We start from the raw sequence: 15,747 nt of genomic DNA, 5'->3' as shown, positions 1-15,747 counted from the left end.
TAAAAACGATCAATCTCAAATAATTGATCTATATAACCACTTATCCCCACACCATATTCATTGTTAATGTCCTTTAATCTAGTTGATAGGAACATAAAAATGATGAGAATCTTCGTGCTGCTGGGAATGATCGCAATGGTAACGGCGTGTGCCGGGGTCTTTGAAAAACAGGAACCCGTTTGCACTGGCACCGCCATGATCGGCGGGCAGGAAACGTCAGTACAAATTTATGGTGTGCGCCATGTAGCCAATCAGACCCAGTATAAGGCAGGCGATCCGTTTGGCTGGCGATGGATTAGTAAAACAAATTTCAGACGCACAACGTGCGGTAAATAACTTAACCAAACTCATATAAACTCGCTTCGGCGGGTTTTTTTATGCCCGGAGAAAATGAATGGGACTTTACAAAGCAGGTACAATCGCAATTTCCACCGCTGGCGCGGCCACCGGTACCGGAACAGCGTGGACGACAGCAGGCACGGGGATCCGCACAGGGCAGACTATCCTGGTGAATACCAACCCGGCGCAGCAGTTCACTATTCAGACCATCAATAGCGCGACGAGTTTAACCCTGTCGCCAGTACCTGCCGCAGCAATTCCAGCCGGAACCACGTATGCAATTCTGACAACAGATGCGCTCTCGGTCGATGGCCTTGGCTCGCAGGTTGCGGAAGCTATCACCTATTTCAAAACGTCACTGGGTGGGCGAGCAGCATCAGGGGCAAACTCAGACATAACCTCACTTGGTGGGCTGACGACGCCACTTTCGCTACAGCAGGGCGGTACCGGTGCTAATGGTGACACGGGCGCCCGCAATAATTTGGGCATTAAAACCGCGGGCACAATGGATGGCCAGACAGGTGTTCAAGACGCTACCACGGGGCGTCTTATGGTTAACGGGGCGTGGGGGCTTGGCGGTGATAGCATAATGGAACCGATAGACTCCACGGCCAGCCATAGCAGACCGTCAGGGTTCTATAATGTCCCTAACGGCTACATGCCCCAAATTGGTTTAACAACTGACTTTACCTATTTTGTATGTCAGCGCGGATCGCGCCCGACCCGACTACTTCAAGCGTATAACTTAAGACGATCCTTCGTCAGTTATTCGAATGGTACGGCATGGACTTACCACGAACTGTACACAACCGGAAACACGACGAAAGCTTCTAATGGTGTCCTCTCCGCTGCGTCGCCAGTGGCCAGAGTAGTGCAGTCAAAATCAGCATGTACTCGCCCTGATATTGCAGAAGACTCATTTGAATGGTGCGGTGCAGGGGTCGCGAATGAAGAAGCCCGGGGCATCACTATCACTCGGGTTGATGTCGGCGTTTATACGGTCGCTGGTAGCCTCGGTTTTGCAGAGGACAGCTGGCATCTAAAAGCACCTGCTGACCCTGCTGGGAATGGGGATTTAGCAATCGTTGAAGGCGAACAGGCAGAAGATGGCACGCTGACAATTAAGCTGTTCAAAAAGCGTTATAAGCTGAATGAGGAAACTGGTGATATTGATCTGATTGCTGGCGCATCGATGGATGTACCAGCCAATTCCTGGATTGATGTCCGTATGCTGATGCCGCCAGTTGCTGTTGATGGTGTGATCAGCGAAGAAGAAACTGACTCTTAAGCATTGAGCTTCATTTTTGTATAGGTGTGATAATCTCAAAGAAAATTGAGAGGTTATTATGCTTACAGACGAAGAACATTTGTTAATACGTCAGGAGATCGGTGATGCGGTCGCTGTTGTCCTTGAACAAGGTAAGATAGTGAGTGTGGAAACAATCATTACGCAGCTGGAGCGGAAACAGCAAAAAGTAGTTCATCTGCATCATAAAGATAGGTTCAAGCACGCCATCGAATTTCTGATCTCAATGTCATAAAAAAGCCCTCGCAAGAGGGCCAGTGAACATCACCAAATTTAGTTTCGGAACGAGAGCTATGCTCCCGAAGAGATATTAGTGGTTTTAATGAATTTAGCTTAAGAAAAAAGGTTTCGTAATTAAAGAAACTCTGGGATGTTTTACCAATAAAAAAAAGCCCGCTCGGACAGCGGGCGAAACACAAGTTTTCAACATTACTGGAGCATGAGGTAGGCATCCCTCACATAGTAAGAATAGAGGAATGCAACATAAACACCACTGTGTGGAAAAAAAATAGCCCGCGTTGTAGGCGGGCAGATTCAAGGATAGGAATACTTTATGCCTTGGCAGGCTTGCTGCTCTTTTGTCAGCTTTTCTAATAATAGTCTGGTGCCTCGTGTTTTCCAGATTGAAAGCAAAAAAAAAGCCCACTTTCGGGAGAGAGTGGGCAGAATAAGTCTTCCAAGGCTTGCTTACGATATGAGGGGTCTCAGACCGTACTTTTAGGCTAGAACATAATTTTTGTGTAAGCCAAACGGTGGAGGCAGGGGAGGGGATAAAATGTGACTGTGGTCGCTTTATCTGACGACAGGCACAAAAAACCCGGCTCGTTGGCCGGGTTGGGAAGTTTATTAATCTATTTCTCCGAAAACCCTCTTCAGGCCGGATTCGTACTGTTCGTTATTTTCAGACATGGACGCCATGCCGACGACCTTACCGATATGATGCCTTAATGCTTTATCCCCAATCTCTGATAAAAACTGGTGGATTTTATCACTGCGAGATCCGTTCTCATCTCGGCTCTGTTTGGCTAATTCGAATACAACTCCTTTGCTTTTTGCCAAAGGTTTATAAATATGACGTTCAGTGAACCATCTAAACGCAATAGGATGTCCGCCTTTCTCAGGCTTATTCAGGCCATATAATCGGTACCATTCATAGTAAAGTTCATCAGGGAAAACCTTAGACCAAGCCCTGGCTTCTTCCTGAACGTGAACTTTGAAGGCTTCGATAACCTCCTGAGCTTCAGGCTCGTATCCGGCAAGGGCGTACGCAAGACCACGAATACCTGACTTTGCAGAAGCGTTTATTATTTTTTGAGCTGTCTCTGCGGAGCTGATTCTGGAGTCAGGCAGTGCATTTGCAGCCTTGGCATCAATGAGTGCCTTGCCAATATCTACTATGGTTGTGATGTCATATCCGTGGGCGTTAGGGATGTTTTTGGATTGACCACTATACTGAAAATTATAGGCTTTTTTCATTTTAGCCCTCAATTCTGGATCACCATATTCTCGCATATATGGAGACTCAAGAAGTCTGTCAATATCACGAGCTAATTCTCCAATCCCTAAAAGCCTAGCCAATCCAGTTTTAGTAACAACAGGTGTTTTTGTTTCATCATCCAAAATGTAGCATTCAGCATTAATTCCAAAGTAATCTTTAAAATTACCCTTGTGAGTCGCCTTCAGAGGCTTGTTCTTCCATCTTGCTGCGGCTCCCTTCTTAGCTATTTCAGAACGCTGTTCTTTGGTTAGAGACTTAGCTCTGGCAAGGCCGCCTTTAGCTTTTGAGTTATCTTTATCTTCTGACATATGCAAGCACCGCTTTTTGTGAAATGTGCTTGCATTATAAATACTGTGTTTTTATACAAGCAAGCATTATTTGTTGGCTAAATGCTTGCCTGATTTACTCCAATAAAAAAGGCCGCATCTCTGCGACCTCACCCGACTCACCACTTACAAAAAGTAGATATCCTTTACTACCAGATAGACTGCCACAGCAGTTACGATTGCCATCGCAATCCAGACTTGTAACTCGCTCAAAATTCCTCCGAATCTTTCTTCCGCCTAGTTTCTCACCCGCTAATCTGATCCAAAATAATGATCACGATGGCAAGGACTGCTACCCAGCGCGCGCGAATTATCTGCTGCTGATCTCTTCTCCACATAGAAAAAATCAAATTCACAAGCGATGATATTATGAGAACCAGTCCAATCATTGAGTAAATAGACATTAACACTCCATTTGCAACTCAACCACCAGGCGTTGCGGCGCCGCTAGCAAAAAACCACACCATAAACCCTACAGCACCCGCCAGTATGATAACTGGGGGTATAAATTTAAATTTCATCGATAATCCAATTATTTGGCGAAGGTCTCTTAAGCCGCAGGGAGAAAATCTGTCCCAGCATCATATGGCGAAAAGGGCAGAATACAAATACTGGGGATATATCAGGGAGTAAGATAGAGCCGTGTTATTTCAAGGGTGAAACCAGTCATCCGCACTTTCCCACGTATTCTGCAGCATCACGTCGATCACCTCCTTATCCCGAGGCGTACCGCCCATCACCGACATCCCATCACTGCCAGCTCGGCGAACGCTGAACGTAGCGCCCGGGTAATTCCTTTCAAGCCTTTGCTCAAACTCAACTTTGAAAGCCTCGACCGCGCCGACGGGCAGCTGCTTGGTTTTATCGATCAGCAATTCAACGTGCATAAAACCCCCTCATTCGATTCCCAGCCATTCATTCGCATCATCAAACATCTCTTCCACTATTCCGGACAGAATCGCTTTCTGCGCTTTGCTGGCGTCCGTGTTGATACTGCTTAGCGTCACCATTGGCTTAACCTTCACGTCAGCATCAGGGAAGGTGCCATGTACGCGCTTGGTAAGTTCAGCCAGGATCAGTGCGTTGGCGTTCGGCACACCGGCCATATTTCTTTTGTCGTAAATCAGCTCAACAAACATAAACACCTCATTTAATAACACTGGTTGCATGTACAGTATAATTAAATTTTCAACTGATCAACCGATGACTTCAGTTTAAGCGACGCAAATTTATCGTGGAGCGACTGAGGGTAGATTTCCCGATACACCTTCCACAGAATGTCTAATGATTTGTGTCCAGTAACCTGTGCAACCTCTTCCAGGCTAAATCCAGCCTCAAATAATCGGCTCGCACCTTCTCTGCGGAGGTCATGGTAATGTAGGTCTTCAACACCCAGATCTTTAGTGACCTGCCGAAAAGTTTGAGTAAGAGAACGCTCCTTGTATGGAAACACGCAATCGCTGTTCTCAGGTTGGCTTTCCAATATTTCCCACGCCTGACCAAGAAGAGGGACAACCATGTGGTTTCCTTCTTTTTTGCGCGGGTCTTTCCGATCACGAACCAGAACAGCCCGGTTTTTTTTATCAACATCGGACCACTGTATTCTGGTGACCTCACCAATCCTCATACATGACAATACGGAGAACATTAGAATGTCGGCGAAGGGGGCACCTGAATAGGATGTGAGCGTTTTTTCCTTCAACCGCTCAATGATTTTGTCGAGTTCAATGCCCGTAGGTCTGCGACTGCGAGTATTGCCGGCCCCAATGATCCCCATCTGGCGCATGGTTTCTCTTGCGGTGACAAAAGCATCATAATCGACATTAATATTGAAAAGTGGTTTGGCTGAACTAAGTGCCTTACCAATATAATTGATGTCATGGGCCGCAGTAGAAGGCTGTACGGTTGTACGCCTCATAACTGCATGATCAATATACGAAGCTGTGGTTAGCTCGTTTAAGGGAATGGACGAAATATAAGACCTTAGGACCAGGTTGAGTGTTTCTCTTTTTGACCGTCCAAACTTTACATGGGGATGATCCATGTACTTTTGAATCAATTCACCCAAGGTCAGTATTTTTTCTGAAGGTTTGGCAGTAAGTGGCAATCCGTTCTGCTCAATATCAGCGACGCGATTGATCCCCCATGCTTTGGCTAAACTTTGCTTGGGGAAAGTTTTCCTCTCACGATGAAGATAAACACCATCTTCTTTGACGCCGACAGTGCAGCGATAACGCAATTCACCTGAAGCGGTGAGTCTTTTCTCAATACTATAATAGGCCATATCAAACTGCCTCAGGGGGTGCTGCAGGGGGTGCCGAGGAGAATAAAATAGCCTAAAACGTTTCTATAATCGACAATAATATACAGTATAAATATACAGTTGAATGTATAACTCAATGATTTTAAAGAGTAAAAAATTATACAGCCCGCCGCGTCACCCGTCACATTGGCGGGGCTTCTTTTATGCGCTCAGCCCCAGGTGAGCAATGCCACGCCAAACATTCCTGCTTTCACGACCAGGCACATCACAAAAAGGCCTAAAACAATCACGGCCCGGTCAAACAGGAATCGGATCCTTCTGCGCATTGGTTTCCCCACGAAATATTCGCGTACTGGTGAATAGGTTTTGCCGAGTTTATACACGAAATGATATGAATCAATCCATTGATTAAGCATACAGAGAGGAAGATTTACAAAGGCTTGTGATAGAGCGCAGGAGGCTACTTCTCGTAGAAATTTTTAATTCTGATGGCGACGTCGATATTTGCCCAGTGTAATTCGTTCTCCTGATGCAGGCTGCTGCTGCCATCTTCCCAGGAAACGTAATATGACACGTTGTCCGCTTGTGATTCAAAAGTATTCATGACAGTACCTTTGATTTCACCGGATCTGTGTTTCACGATGCTGCCTTTAGGGAACTTCATACATCCTCCCGTAACGTCAACGACGATCTCCGCCAGAAAACCCCGATAGCTTTCTGAAAGGTTAGACCTTTTTAACGCAGGATGTACAGCGCAGCGTGAGAGAATATACGGATAAAGTGTGAGGATGATTGACAGGGCACATGCCGCCAGAAAAATCTCCGGCGGCAAAAAGGCAGGTTATGGCTTGCGTGCAATCAGCAAGGCACGGCGTGGTGCCGGATAGCCTTCGATGGTTTTGCCCGGATCGTTCGGGTCGAGGAATTCCGCCAGTGATTCGCTGGTCATCCAGTCGGTGCGACGTTGCTCTTCCAGCGTAGTGACGCTGACGTCCGCAATACGCACATCAACAAACCCACATTTGATCAGCCAGTTTTTCAGTGCGGCGGCGGAAGGGATGAAGTAAATATTGCCCATCTGCGCGTATCGATCCCCCGGCACCAGCACCTGTTCACTGTCGCCTTCGATGACTAAGGTTTCCAGCACCAGTTCGCCTTCGCTGACCAGCTGATTTTTCAGCTGCAGAAGATGATCCAGGGGCGAACGACGATGATACAGCACGCCCATGGAGAAAACGGTATCAAACGCATTCAGTTCAGGCAGTTGCTCGATGCCCAGCGGCAGTAAATGCGCACGCTGATCGCCGCCCAGTAATTTACGTACGGCCTCGAACTGACACAGGAAAAGCTGCATCGGGTCGATACCGACCGCCAGATGTGCGCCTGCGCCAATCATGCGCCACATATGGTAACCGCTGCCGCAGCCGACATCTAAAATGGTGCGCCCCGCCAGTGAGGAAATGTGCGGAAGAACGCGATCCCATTTCCAGTCTGAACGCCATTCGGTATTGATTTCCACGTCGTACAGCGAAAACGGCCCTTTGCGCCACGGCATCATGTTGCGCAGCAGATTTTCAATCCCTTCGCGCTGACCGGCTGGCAAAGGCACTTCCATATTCGCGCTGACGCTGTGCAGCAAATCCAGACGCTCCGGCTGCAACAACGGCAGGCGATCGACGGAGTTAAACCACAATTTGAACTTGCCGTGCAGGGATTCTTTCTGCCACGCAGTCAGCTGAGAAGGCAGGGTATTGAGCCAGGGACTTAACGGCCCTTTGGCGATAACGCGATAAAAATCACCAAAATCAATCATTGTGCGTCTCCGGCTTTCAGCGCAATCAGTGAGCCGAAGTTAAAGCACTGGAACCAGACTTCCGTGTGCTGGAAACCAGCCTGACGGAGGCGGGCTTTATGGGTTTCAACGGAATCGGTCAGCATGACGTTTTCCAGCATGCTGCGTTTCTGGCTGATTTCAAGTTCGCTGTAACCGTTCGCCCGTTTGAAATCGTGATGCATATTGAACAGCAACTCGCCGACATCTTTGTCTTCAAAGCTGAATTTTTCGGAAAGCACCAGCGCCGCGCCGGGACGCATGCCCTGATACACCTGATTCAGCAAACGCTGACGGTCAGCGGGTTCGAGGAATTGCAGGGTAAAATTGAGCACCACCATCGAGGCGTTTTTCAGCTCGATATCCAGAATATCCGCTTCGATGACGTTTACCGGTGTGTCCGCGCGGAAAGCATCAATGTGGCGACGGCAACGTTCCACCATGGCGGGGGAGTTATCGACAGCAATAATTTCGCAGCCCGGCACCTTAATGTTGCGACGCATTGACAGCGTGGCAGCACCCAGCGAACAACCCAGATCATAGACATTGGAGTCGGGTTGTACGAAACGCTCGGCGAGCATACCAATCATCGAAATGATGTTGGAATACCCCGGAACAGAGCGTTGGATCATGTCGGGGAAGACTTCAGCGACACGTTCATCGAACGTCCAGTCGCCAAGTTTATCTATCGGTGCAGAAAACAGCGTATCGTGGTTTGCCATAGCGGTGAGTCAGGCCAAAAAGATTGTGGGTAAAAAGTTGAGGGCAGATTTTAGCAGATACTGGCGCAGGCAGATACCTGCGCGCCCGGGAGTTACGTCAAAAGGGCATCAGAACAGTGGGGAAAAGGGGCAGCGATCAGTCAAAATTCAGAAATTGAGACCACGGCAGATAGATAATATTGACCACCACCATCAGCACCAGCGAAATATACGTGGCTGCCATGCCATTGCGGCGCCAGGCAAACTCCCGGTTTTTCAATCCGTAATAATGGAATAAACGGCCAAGGATCAGTAATAAACCGCAGGCGTGCACGGTCCAGATGGCCGCTCCGTTCATTTCCATATACAGCAGTAATAAACAGCCGATCGGCAGATATTCAACAGCGTTGCCGTGAACGCGTATGGCGGTTTGTAATTCGTAGGAGCCGCCGTCGCCGGTGGCAATGCGGTATTGCATCCGCAGACGGACAACATCGAAAGAGAGTTTGATTAAAAGTATGGCGGCAAGCACGACATATAACGCGCTAATCATGTTGACTTCCTTGGTTAATCCCTGTTTCCCGGCGGAACAATACGGCGGTTCCGCAGCGCCACTATGATAACGGGACGGGGCAACACTGTCGTCAGAAAAACACGAAAATTCTCAGAACAGCGCATCCTGTTCCGGCCAGTCTGGCTCGGGCTGAACGGAAGGCAAACGCTGGCGCAGATCCTGCCACAGGCTGCGTGCCTGCTGAGGCGCGTCGGAACAATCGGGCGTATGAATAAACAGGTAAGGCGACAGCCCCTGAGATTGCCAGTCGCTGAGCTTAGTGATCCACTGGCCAAACAGCGGGCGGTTGGCATCCAGGCTGTCCCCGCCGATAAACCGTACAATGGGCCGCGAGGCGGTCGCCAGCGCATGCACTGGCAGGACAGGTTTTTTCCGCTTCGCTTCACGTACCGCTTCTGTCACCGATTTTGAGCTGTGAACCGGGCGGCTGTCGAGAATGGCACGGTTAATGCCGCGCTGATGTAATCCCTGATTCAGCGCCCGTTCTGCGTCACCTTTATTGAAGAATTCCCCGTGACGCACTTCCACGCCGTAATCAAAACCGGCGGGCAGGGCATCCAGAAATTGCCATAAACGGTCGAGGTGCACCGGGGCAAAGGTGGCCGGAAGTTGCAGCCACAGTTGCCCGATACGTTCACCGAGCGGTGCGAGTGTGCGGTAAAACATATCGACCTCTTCCTGACAGTTCGACAGCGCGGCTTTATGGCTGATGGCGGAAGGAAATTTGAAACAAAAACGAAAGGTCTCCGGCGTCATGTCGCGCCAGCGCATCACCACATCCTGTTTGGGCAGGGCGTAAAAAGTCGTGTTGCCTTCGACACAATTGAAGTACCGCGCGTAATCCGCCAGATCACGCAAACCCACCTGTGTCCAGGCGTTGTGGTGCCATTGCGGTAAGCCAATATACATATCGCTGCTCCCTGTTTTCTGAGCCGGAATTCCCAAATAAAACGCCGCCTCATCGGGCGGCGTTCAGGCATGAAAATCAGGGTAACGTTACTCTGGCAGAGCGGCAAGCACTTCGGCAGTGGAACGTACGCGGCTGATACGCGGGAAAATAAACTGCATGCTCGACTGATGATGATCGTTGTTGTGCGCGCTGCACGCATCTTCAGCGATCACCAGCTCATAGCCGTTAAATATTATGATCCCAGACTTAGGCCATTTAACTATTAAGTAATAACACGGTGATTGTGATTGGTTTTACACTTCAAACAAACTTGCGCCAAAGGAGTCACCAAGATATAGAACCACTATCAGCCATTATCACCGATGAGAAAATTTAAGCTCTACAATTGTTTAAGCAGGGTTTAAGGCGTAAACCGTTAGCTGACCTATTACTGCTAACAAATCTTTTCAAAAGAGCTATGCGTTGTTCAGAATGCGGCTTCATCATGGTGATTGCAGGCGTAACAGCGAAACGGAACGGAATCTACAAATGTTCGATGAAAGCTGGAGGGCGGTGTAACACAAAAGGTCTTAGTCGCCTTCAAACAGACCGCGCATTGGTTCACGGACTTCTCTACAACACCAATCGCTTTTCTTTGAAACAGCCGAAGGATTCAGAGATGGGTAAACTACAGTCTCAACTTACTGAATTTATTTAGAGAAGAGAAAATCTTTTGAAGTTGGCTGAGTTATCAGGTGGCATAGAGTCATCAGCAAAACGACTACGTGAACTCAATACGCAAATTAAGGATGCTGAAAGGTCTGTAGCAGAGAGTCACCAGCGGGAATCCTTATCTCAACTCGAAACTATAAGTCATCTTGACCTAACAACTAAGCCCGACCGCATCGAAGCACAAATCATCATTAAACGCCTTATCAAAGAAATCATAATCAATACCAACATGAAGCAATGTGACATCGAATTTCACAATGGCTATAAGTTCTTTAATTATCCGTTATGGCGTGAAGATTTTGACGGAGCAAGTTGGGTGAATTTTTTCCTGTTGCTGGGAGAGAAGGAATACACGTTTACGGGGGCGGAGGGCGTCAGCACCGGTATCACTGAGCGTGTTACTGACTTTGTGCAGGGTAAGCCGTCTGGCTGTCAGGTTGATGACCGTTTGTTTCCAGAGGTTGAACCTGATTATACAAATACGACCGGTGACGAATGAAAATAACACATAAAGATTTTTACCTTGAAGTAACCAAGAAGCAGGATGAACTTTGCACCCTGATACCTGCTGAGTTTTGGCCTGAAGTGAAGCGTCTCATTGGCAATTCTCCAAACCACGGAGACGTTAAAGAGATGTTCTCAACTGTTATGCCAGAGCAGATTGTTGGCTGGCGCAAACGCGAGCCTGAAGAATGGGACACGGTAGAGGATTGGAAACCTTACGCAAAGTTTGCAGCAATGAATCATGTGTTTAGTTTGCCGTCAGGTGATTGGCGTGATGAAGAATCTGCCCCGTTTCCGTTCCCCGTAAGACATCGTGAGCCGATGAATGAGCACAACGAGTTTGCAGAAGTAGACCGTGAAGGCTGGCATGATTCCACCGACAGGAGAGACTGGACGGACGGTGAAGAAGAATTTGAATGACTGACCAAGCAGACCCGCTCATAAGGTGGCTATTTAGTGTCTGGAATAAAATCTTCCTATAAGTCAAATTTATGAATTTTTCTTGTTATTGGTCATTCTTGCGTGAATAATTTATCTCCACAATTTTCAAAAGGAGATTTGAAAGATGGCTATACCAGCTTACCTATGGCTCAAAGACGATGGTGGGGCGCTTATCAAGGGTTCGGTTGACGTTCTGAATCGTGAGCATTCAATAGAAATCACCTCATTTAGCCATAACCTCTACATTCCCACGGATGGCAACACCGGCAAGTTGACCGGTACACGTGTCCACGGTGCACTTATTTTCGAGAAAGAATTTGATAGCTCATCGCCCTACCTGATGAAAGCAGTTGCCACGGGTCAAAGTCTCAAATCCGCTGAATTCAAGTGGTATCGAATCAATGACGCTGGTGAGGAAGTCGAGTATTACAACATGACGCTAGAAAACGTTAAAATCGTGTCAGTAACGCCGATGATGCATGATTGCAAAACAGTCATAAACGTAGGACACCTTGAACAGGTGCAGGTCAGGTATGACAAAATCACATGGTCGTATCTTGACGGAAACATTCAGTACAGTGATGCGTGGAATGAGCGCGTAACCGGATAGGTGCTGCAACATGGATACAGTTGAAGAGCTAAACGGAACGTACTTCTATCGGGGATTCTCTAACCTGTCATCGGGTGAATTGCTGTTCTGGATTTTCTTGGACACTACCGCTGAACATTTCGGTGTTGATGACTTCCTGACGATTGGCTTAATTCTGCTTGGTCAGCCAGAGATTGCAACAAGAGGGAAGCCAGTAGGCGCCACGCTTGGAACGTCACCACTCAGTTCACAGTTGCGTCATTTACTCGACGTCAAAACCAGACGTTTACCCACGCTGACATCGGGGAGTATCAAGCGGCTCAAGTTCAGCTATGTGACAAATCTGGGGGCTTTCGTTGGTAGGTGGATTCCAATTCTGGGGATTATCATCATTGCTGCTGATGTCTCTACGATAGCGTACAAAGCTACGAATAAGTACAACACCATAGCTCGAGGTAATGACAAACTATGGTAAGCAATGAGGATGTCATAGAGTGGTACAGCCAGCGATTCAACAAGCCCGTGCTGTTTTCTAAGAAACGGATTTCGGTCACGATTGACACCAGCCTGTCAACTGGTCGCTATGTCTGGGCAAGTGAAACGGGTGCTGAGATTATGGATGAGTATTTTGAGAAATTCGGGGTAGACCCTGCTGGATTCGATTTCTATAAATACTGGCCTGTAGAGACCTTTATCTTATTTGCGCTGTGCACGTGTGGCGCTGATGATGATGAACCGCAACCGTTAACGCTCAAGATGTTGGCAGATTCTGCAAGGGCTGGAAAATGGCTTTATGACTGATTGCACAGACCCGCTGAGAGGCGGGTTTTCATTATCTGGGTCAGTAGCTGGTAAGTACTGGTGCATGTACGTCATTTCTGAAAATTGGGCAGGGTGGGTGGGTACGGTAGATTTCACATAGAAGCGTCAATAAAAAAGCCCCAGATTAAGGAGGCTCTTGGAATCAGTCTTTAGCGTAGAGATTTCAGGGCGGCGTTATTCTTACGTCGGCAATCAGGGCAGTACCACGCTTCACCGTCAGGCTGACGGTCTCCACAGTTAGCTGTTGACCCTTGTACCGGCTTACCGCAACCTTCAACTTGTGCGTTCAGTTCTTCTTTCGTGTAACTGCTGTTATGCCCCATTTTCTAACTCTCCCGCTTCATGTGATAACGAACGCTGATACCTTCCCACTCATACAAAGCGACGTGCTTTGAATCCTGTAGCGTAAGGTCTATGGCTTTCGTTCGCTTACTCTTGGTGCCTATCAGAACCTTTGAAGGTACACCGACAGCTTTCAGTGTTGTGTGCCAGCTTTCCAAATTATCCAGTTTCGGATGTTCAGCACCTTTGACGCTTTCGAGAACCATCAGCCAGCGTTGGTGGCGGCGTGGCTTATCATCATCAATCATTGTTAACTCCTACGGTCTAAAGTCTAGCGGGGCGTTTTTAAAGACTTCATAGACTTCATCACTTGGTGGTCTTGGTAATCTGGCAGTTCTGCTGAAGCCTCCGCCAGTTATTACGGCGTAGCAATTTGAAGTAAGTGCAGGTGTCATTATTAGAAACCTTTCGCTTCAAGCGCAGCAGTCCATTCAGCATGTTTCTTAGCGGCCTGCTCATCAGTCCATTTCTGCCATGTTTTGTAGTTCGGCAAGTCTTCACCTGTCAGTTCATGGAAAGCCAGTGTTGCGATTTTCTTGTACACAGCAGGGTTGCCACCCTTTACTTTTAACGCTTCCACGCCGTCCGTGATACTGAACACGCCAGCAGACACAAGGTCATCTTTGAATTCTTTGGTATAAGTGGATGAAGGTGCCTTCTTGCCAGTCTCTAATGCTTCTTTCAGGTTTTTAGCAACAATTGCCAGATGGTCAGATGTAGTGGTCAAATAAAAAAGGTAGGCAGCCAGCATGGAAAAATCCAACATAGATAATCTTAGTTTTGAGTTCTTTCGTGAGTTTTCACGCTATGAGTATTGCCTAAAAGCAACTCAGCCAAAGCCCAAAGATGGAAAAGCAGAGGCAAACTGGGATTGGTATGCAAAAGATGTTAAGCACGTCTTTACCTCACCTAAAGACCCTGCATTCATTGCCGCTGTTGACTATTTTATTAATCACCCGCCAAAAAAGCAGGTTGTTAAAGATGGTGCTCTTGCTTGGGATGCCACTCCGCTAGAAGAACCGAACGTAGCACTAAAGATTTTTGTATTAATACGTCGCGTGAGAAACAACCTTTTCCATGGTGGTAAGTTTAATGGTCAATGGTTTGAACCAGAGCGCAGTGAGGCGCTAATGCAACATGCGCTAACCATCCTAAAAATCTGTGCTCAAAATCACCCTAATGTTAGCGAAGCATACGCAGAGAAGTCTTTTTAAGTTGCATTTAATACGGCTTGTTTAGGGGCTTCCCGGCCTGTGTTGTGGCATGGTTCGGGATTAAATTCATAAAAATTGACACAAATTAATGCGGGTTTCTGCAATCTCCCGTATCCGCTGCGTGAGGGCCCGGTCATCGCGGCAGCTGCAGTAGTTGTAGACCGTTCGGCTCTGCATCATCAGCCGGCATCCCCTGCGAACCCCGATGCGGTACGCCGCCAGCAGGTATTCAACCGCCTCGCGTTTCTGCACCGGCCTCAGAACTTTTTTCGGATGACGTCCTGCAGCATTTCCTTGTCCAGACTGAGATCGGCGACCAGCCGTTTCAGGCGGTGATTATCTTCCGCCAGTTGGCGCAGCCAACGCAGTTCTGTCACGCCCATGCCGCCAAACTTCTTCTTCCAATTGTAAAAAGTAGCCTCAGAAATCCCCATCTTTCTGCACACTTCCTCCACCCGAGTGCCGATTTCAGCCTGTTTAAGGGCAAAGGCTATCTGTTCTTCGGTATAACGGGTCTTTTTCATGGTTGATATGCCTCTCAGTGAGATGAAAGAAAGACCGGATACTTCAGTTTAGACTGGCACTGTTTTCAGGGAGGAGATCACGCAAACCCACCTGTGTCCAGGCGTTGTGGTGCCATTGCGGTAAGCCAATATACATATCGCTGTTCCCTGTTTTCTGAGCCGGAATTCCCAAATAAAACGCCGCCTCAGCGGGCGGCGTTCAGGCATGAAAATCAGGGTAACGTTACTCTGGCAGAGCGGCAAGCACTTCGGCAGTGGAACGTACGCGGCTGATACGCGGGAAAATAAACTGCATGCTTGACTGATGATGATCGTTGTTGTGCGCGCTGCACGCATCTTCAGCGATCACCAGCTCATAGCCGTGTTCCCAGGCGTTACGCGCGGTCGATTCCACGCCGATATTGGTTGAAATACCCGCCAGCACGATGCTTTTAATGCCGCGACGGCGCAGTTGTAAATCCAGATCGGTGCCGTAAAACGCGCCCCACTGACGTTTGATCACCAGCAGATCGCTGTCGGTCACGCCCAGTTGTTCCGGGAATTCCCACCAGCTTGCCGGTAAACCGCCTTCCGGCGCAGCCGCAGGAATATCGACAGGCTGCTTCAGCGCTTCGTCGAAGGAATCAGACCAGCCGACGCGGACCATCACCACCGGTGCGCCCAGCTTACGGAAACGGTTTGCCAGTTCAGTGGCATTATCCAGCACCTGTTGTGCGGTGTGCGGGCCACCCGCGAACGGTAAAATCCCTTTCTGTAAGTCGATCAGCACCAGCGCGGTGGTTTTAGGGTCAAGTTTCATGTTTAGCTCCCGGTTTTCAAAATGGGTAATGAGAGAAAGGAATCATTTACTGC

The 15,747-nt window shown here is 48.2% G+C and carries 22 protein-coding genes and 3 pseudogenes; 10 read left to right on the top strand and 15 right to left on the bottom strand.

Translation table 11 applies throughout. The features are described 5' to 3' along the window. The first annotated feature begins 99 nt into the window (after positions 1–99). The 3 genes from cor to EYY67_RS06730 are packed head-to-tail and all read left to right on the top strand — an operon-like array spanning position 100 to position 1,880. Positions 100–336, top strand: a complete 237-nt coding sequence (cor, locus tag EYY67_RS06740) for a phage exclusion lipoprotein Cor (protein WP_131693144.1) — start codon at positions 100–102, stop codon at positions 334–336. Positions 337–394: 58 nt separating this feature from the next. After that, positions 395–1,627, top strand: coding sequence for a phage tail fiber protein (locus EYY67_RS24685; RefSeq protein ID WP_131693143.1), 1,233 nt, complete (start codon positions 395–397; stop codon positions 1,625–1,627). A gap of 58 nt (positions 1,628–1,685) precedes the next feature. After that, on the top strand, positions 1,686–1,880 hold the full coding sequence (locus EYY67_RS06730) for a hypothetical protein (RefSeq protein WP_131693142.1): 195 nt from the start codon (positions 1,686–1,688) through the stop codon (positions 1,878–1,880). Between the two features lie 611 nt (positions 1,881–2,491). Here the strand turns inward: EYY67_RS06730 and EYY67_RS06725 are convergent. The 10 genes and pseudogenes from EYY67_RS06725 to EYY67_RS06680 all read right to left on the bottom strand — a co-directional run. Continuing rightward, positions 2,492–3,451: a P63C domain-containing protein gene (locus tag EYY67_RS06725; RefSeq protein ID WP_131693141.1), complete on the bottom strand. Its 960-nt coding sequence runs from the start codon at positions 3,449–3,451 to the stop codon at positions 2,492–2,494. Between the two features lie 668 nt (positions 3,452–4,119). Then, a complete protein-coding gene (locus EYY67_RS06720) occupies positions 4,120–4,356 on the bottom strand; it encodes a DinI-like family protein (RefSeq protein ID WP_131693140.1) in 237 nt (78 codons plus the stop codon). 9 nt (positions 4,357–4,365) lie between these two features. Continuing rightward, positions 4,366–4,608 carry a DinI-like family protein gene (locus EYY67_RS06715; RefSeq protein WP_131693139.1) on the bottom strand — a complete coding sequence of 81 codons (243 nt, stop codon included), beginning with the start codon at positions 4,606–4,608 and terminating at the stop codon, positions 4,366–4,368. A 41-nt stretch (positions 4,609–4,649) separates the two neighbouring features. Next, on the bottom strand, positions 4,650–5,753 hold the full coding sequence (locus EYY67_RS06710; RefSeq protein WP_119822355.1) for a site-specific integrase: 1,104 nt from the start codon (positions 5,751–5,753) through the stop codon (positions 4,650–4,652). Positions 5,754–6,192: 439 nt separating this feature from the next. Continuing rightward, positions 6,193–6,396 carry a hypothetical protein gene (locus EYY67_RS06705; RefSeq protein WP_095922391.1) on the bottom strand — a complete coding sequence of 68 codons (204 nt, stop codon included), beginning with the start codon at positions 6,394–6,396 and terminating at the stop codon, positions 6,193–6,195. Between the two features lie 177 nt (positions 6,397–6,573). After that, positions 6,574–7,545 carry a tRNA 5-methoxyuridine(34)/uridine 5-oxyacetic acid(34) synthase CmoB gene (cmoB, locus tag EYY67_RS06700; RefSeq protein WP_095922390.1) on the bottom strand — a complete coding sequence of 324 codons (972 nt, stop codon included), beginning with the start codon at positions 7,543–7,545 and terminating at the stop codon, positions 6,574–6,576. After that, positions 7,542–8,285, bottom strand: a complete 744-nt coding sequence (gene cmoA, locus EYY67_RS06695; protein ID WP_095922389.1) for a carboxy-S-adenosyl-L-methionine synthase CmoA — start codon at positions 8,283–8,285, stop codon at positions 7,542–7,544. The genes cmoB and cmoA overlap by 4 nt, the downstream gene beginning before the upstream one ends. Before the next feature lie 136 nt (positions 8,286–8,421). After that, positions 8,422–8,817: an MAPEG family protein gene (locus tag EYY67_RS06690; protein ID WP_095922388.1), complete on the bottom strand. Its 396-nt coding sequence runs from the start codon at positions 8,815–8,817 to the stop codon at positions 8,422–8,424. 111 nt (positions 8,818–8,928) lie between these two features. Further along, complete coding sequence (locus tag EYY67_RS06685) at positions 8,929–9,747, bottom strand: DUF72 domain-containing protein (RefSeq protein WP_131693138.1); 819 nt, start codon at positions 9,745–9,747, stop codon at positions 8,929–8,931. A gap of 87 nt (positions 9,748–9,834) precedes the next feature. Next, positions 9,835–9,972 (bottom strand): annotated as a pseudogene (locus tag EYY67_RS06680) (hydrolase); the annotation flags it as partial. Positions 9,973–10,133: 161 nt separating this feature from the next. Here EYY67_RS06680 and EYY67_RS24980 point away from each other — a divergent pair. From EYY67_RS24980 to EYY67_RS06655, 6 genes are all read left to right on the top strand, one after another. Further along, positions 10,134–10,445 (top strand): recombinase zinc beta ribbon domain-containing protein, encoded by a 312-nt coding sequence (locus tag EYY67_RS24980; RefSeq protein ID WP_479725246.1) that lies wholly within the window; start codon positions 10,134–10,136, stop codon positions 10,443–10,445. A gap of 21 nt (positions 10,446–10,466) precedes the next feature. Further along, positions 10,467–10,958: a hypothetical protein gene (locus tag EYY67_RS06675; RefSeq protein ID WP_131693137.1), complete on the top strand. Its 492-nt coding sequence runs from the start codon at positions 10,467–10,469 to the stop codon at positions 10,956–10,958. Next, positions 10,955–11,383 carry a hypothetical protein gene (locus tag EYY67_RS06670; RefSeq protein WP_131693136.1) on the top strand — a complete coding sequence of 143 codons (429 nt, stop codon included), beginning with the start codon at positions 10,955–10,957 and terminating at the stop codon, positions 11,381–11,383. The genes EYY67_RS06675 and EYY67_RS06670 overlap by 4 nt, the downstream gene beginning before the upstream one ends. Positions 11,384–11,528: 145 nt before the next feature. Next, positions 11,529–12,014, top strand: coding sequence for an Hcp family type VI secretion system effector (locus EYY67_RS06665; protein ID WP_131693135.1), 486 nt, complete (start codon positions 11,529–11,531; stop codon positions 12,012–12,014). A 10-nt stretch (positions 12,015–12,024) separates the two neighbouring features. Further along, positions 12,025–12,468 carry an STM2901 family protein gene (locus EYY67_RS06660; RefSeq protein WP_037035837.1) on the top strand — a complete coding sequence of 148 codons (444 nt, stop codon included), beginning with the start codon at positions 12,025–12,027 and terminating at the stop codon, positions 12,466–12,468. Beyond that, a complete protein-coding gene (locus EYY67_RS06655) occupies positions 12,462–12,794 on the top strand; it encodes a DUF1493 family protein (RefSeq protein ID WP_131693134.1) in 333 nt (110 codons plus the stop codon). Before EYY67_RS06660 ends, EYY67_RS06655 begins: the two co-directional genes overlap by 7 nt. Positions 12,795–13,141: 347 nt before the next feature. On the opposite strand, the gene EYY67_RS06650 is transcribed toward EYY67_RS06655, so the two are convergent. The 3 genes and pseudogenes from EYY67_RS06650 to EYY67_RS06640 all read right to left on the bottom strand — a co-directional run bounded on the left by EYY67_RS06650 (position 13,142) and on the right by EYY67_RS06640 (position 13,908). Further along, positions 13,142–13,405, bottom strand: coding sequence for a hypothetical protein (locus EYY67_RS06650; protein ID WP_037035834.1), 264 nt, complete (start codon positions 13,403–13,405; stop codon positions 13,142–13,144). A 9-nt stretch (positions 13,406–13,414) separates the two neighbouring features. Next, a pseudogene (locus tag EYY67_RS24975) lies at positions 13,415–13,546 on the bottom strand (cell envelope integrity TolA C-terminal domain-containing protein); the annotation flags it as partial. Positions 13,547–13,554: 8 nt separating this feature from the next. Further along, positions 13,555–13,908 (bottom strand): hypothetical protein, encoded by a 354-nt coding sequence (locus tag EYY67_RS06640; RefSeq protein WP_131693132.1) that lies wholly within the window; start codon positions 13,906–13,908, stop codon positions 13,555–13,557. Between EYY67_RS06640 and EYY67_RS24680 the strand changes: the two genes are divergently transcribed. After that, complete coding sequence (locus EYY67_RS24680) at positions 13,907–14,371, top strand: hypothetical protein (RefSeq protein WP_037034906.1); 465 nt, start codon at positions 13,907–13,909, stop codon at positions 14,369–14,371. The genes EYY67_RS06640 and EYY67_RS24680 overlap by 2 nt on opposite strands. An 87-nt stretch (positions 14,372–14,458) precedes the next feature. Here the strand turns inward: EYY67_RS24680 and EYY67_RS06630 are convergent. Both EYY67_RS06630 and EYY67_RS06625 read right to left on the bottom strand, forming a co-directional pair. Next, positions 14,459–14,895: pseudogene (locus EYY67_RS06630) on the bottom strand (transposase); the annotation flags it as partial. 223 nt (positions 14,896–15,118) lie between these two features. Continuing rightward, a complete protein-coding gene (locus EYY67_RS06625; protein WP_095922386.1) occupies positions 15,119–15,694 on the bottom strand; it encodes a hydrolase in 576 nt (191 codons plus the stop codon). Positions 15,695–15,747 lie beyond the last annotated feature (53 nt).

Source organism: Rahnella victoriana, from assembly GCF_004330295.1.
GTDB lineage: Bacteria > Pseudomonadota > Gammaproteobacteria > Enterobacterales > Enterobacteriaceae > Rahnella > Rahnella victoriana.
This window is presented reverse-complemented; position numbering and strand designations above follow the sequence as displayed.

Excerpts from the sequence above, each read along its gene's own strand:
- cmoA (WP_095922389.1), bottom strand. The coding sequence starts at position 8,285 with ATGGCAAACCACGATACGCTGTTTTCTGCACCGATAGATAAACTTGGC.
- EYY67_RS06730 (WP_131693142.1), top strand. The coding sequence starts at position 1,686 with ATGCTTACAGACGAAGAACATTTGTTAATACGTCAGGAGATCGGTGAT.
- EYY67_RS06725 (WP_131693141.1), bottom strand. The coding sequence starts at position 3,451 with ATGTCAGAAGATAAAGATAACTCAAAAGCTAAAGGCGGCCTTGCCAGA.
- EYY67_RS06625 (WP_095922386.1), bottom strand. The coding sequence starts at position 15,694 with ATGAAACTTGACCCTAAAACCACCGCGCTGGTGCTGATCGACTTACAG.
- EYY67_RS06640 (WP_131693132.1), bottom strand. The coding sequence starts at position 13,908 with ATGCTGGCTGCCTACCTTTTTTATTTGACCACTACATCTGACCATCTG.
- cor (WP_131693144.1), top strand. The coding sequence starts at position 100 with ATGATGAGAATCTTCGTGCTGCTGGGAATGATCGCAATGGTAACGGCG.
- EYY67_RS24685 (WP_131693143.1), top strand. The coding sequence starts at position 395 with ATGGGACTTTACAAAGCAGGTACAATCGCAATTTCCACCGCTGGCGCG.
- EYY67_RS06660 (WP_037035837.1), top strand. The coding sequence starts at position 12,025 with ATGGATACAGTTGAAGAGCTAAACGGAACGTACTTCTATCGGGGATTC.
- EYY67_RS06665 (WP_131693135.1), top strand. The coding sequence starts at position 11,529 with ATGGCTATACCAGCTTACCTATGGCTCAAAGACGATGGTGGGGCGCTT.
- EYY67_RS06650 (WP_037035834.1), bottom strand. The coding sequence starts at position 13,405 with ATGATTGATGATGATAAGCCACGCCGCCACCAACGCTGGCTGATGGTT.
- EYY67_RS06710 (WP_119822355.1), bottom strand. The coding sequence starts at position 5,753 with ATGGCCTATTATAGTATTGAGAAAAGACTCACCGCTTCAGGTGAATTG.
- EYY67_RS24680 (WP_037034906.1), top strand. The coding sequence starts at position 13,907 with ATGGAAAAATCCAACATAGATAATCTTAGTTTTGAGTTCTTTCGTGAG.
- EYY67_RS06670 (WP_131693136.1), top strand. The coding sequence starts at position 10,955 with ATGAAAATAACACATAAAGATTTTTACCTTGAAGTAACCAAGAAGCAG.
- EYY67_RS06690 (WP_095922388.1), bottom strand. The coding sequence starts at position 8,817 with ATGATTAGCGCGTTATATGTCGTGCTTGCCGCCATACTTTTAATCAAA.
- cmoB (WP_095922390.1), bottom strand. The coding sequence starts at position 7,545 with ATGATTGATTTTGGTGATTTTTATCGCGTTATCGCCAAAGGGCCGTTA.
- EYY67_RS06705 (WP_095922391.1), bottom strand. The coding sequence starts at position 6,396 with ATGAAGTTCCCTAAAGGCAGCATCGTGAAACACAGATCCGGTGAAATC.
- EYY67_RS06715 (WP_131693139.1), bottom strand. The coding sequence starts at position 4,608 with ATGTTTGTTGAGCTGATTTACGACAAAAGAAATATGGCCGGTGTGCCG.
- EYY67_RS06720 (WP_131693140.1), bottom strand. The coding sequence starts at position 4,356 with ATGCACGTTGAATTGCTGATCGATAAAACCAAGCAGCTGCCCGTCGGC.
- EYY67_RS06655 (WP_131693134.1), top strand. The coding sequence starts at position 12,462 with ATGGTAAGCAATGAGGATGTCATAGAGTGGTACAGCCAGCGATTCAAC.
- EYY67_RS06685 (WP_131693138.1), bottom strand. The coding sequence starts at position 9,747 with ATGTATATTGGCTTACCGCAATGGCACCACAACGCCTGGACACAGGTG.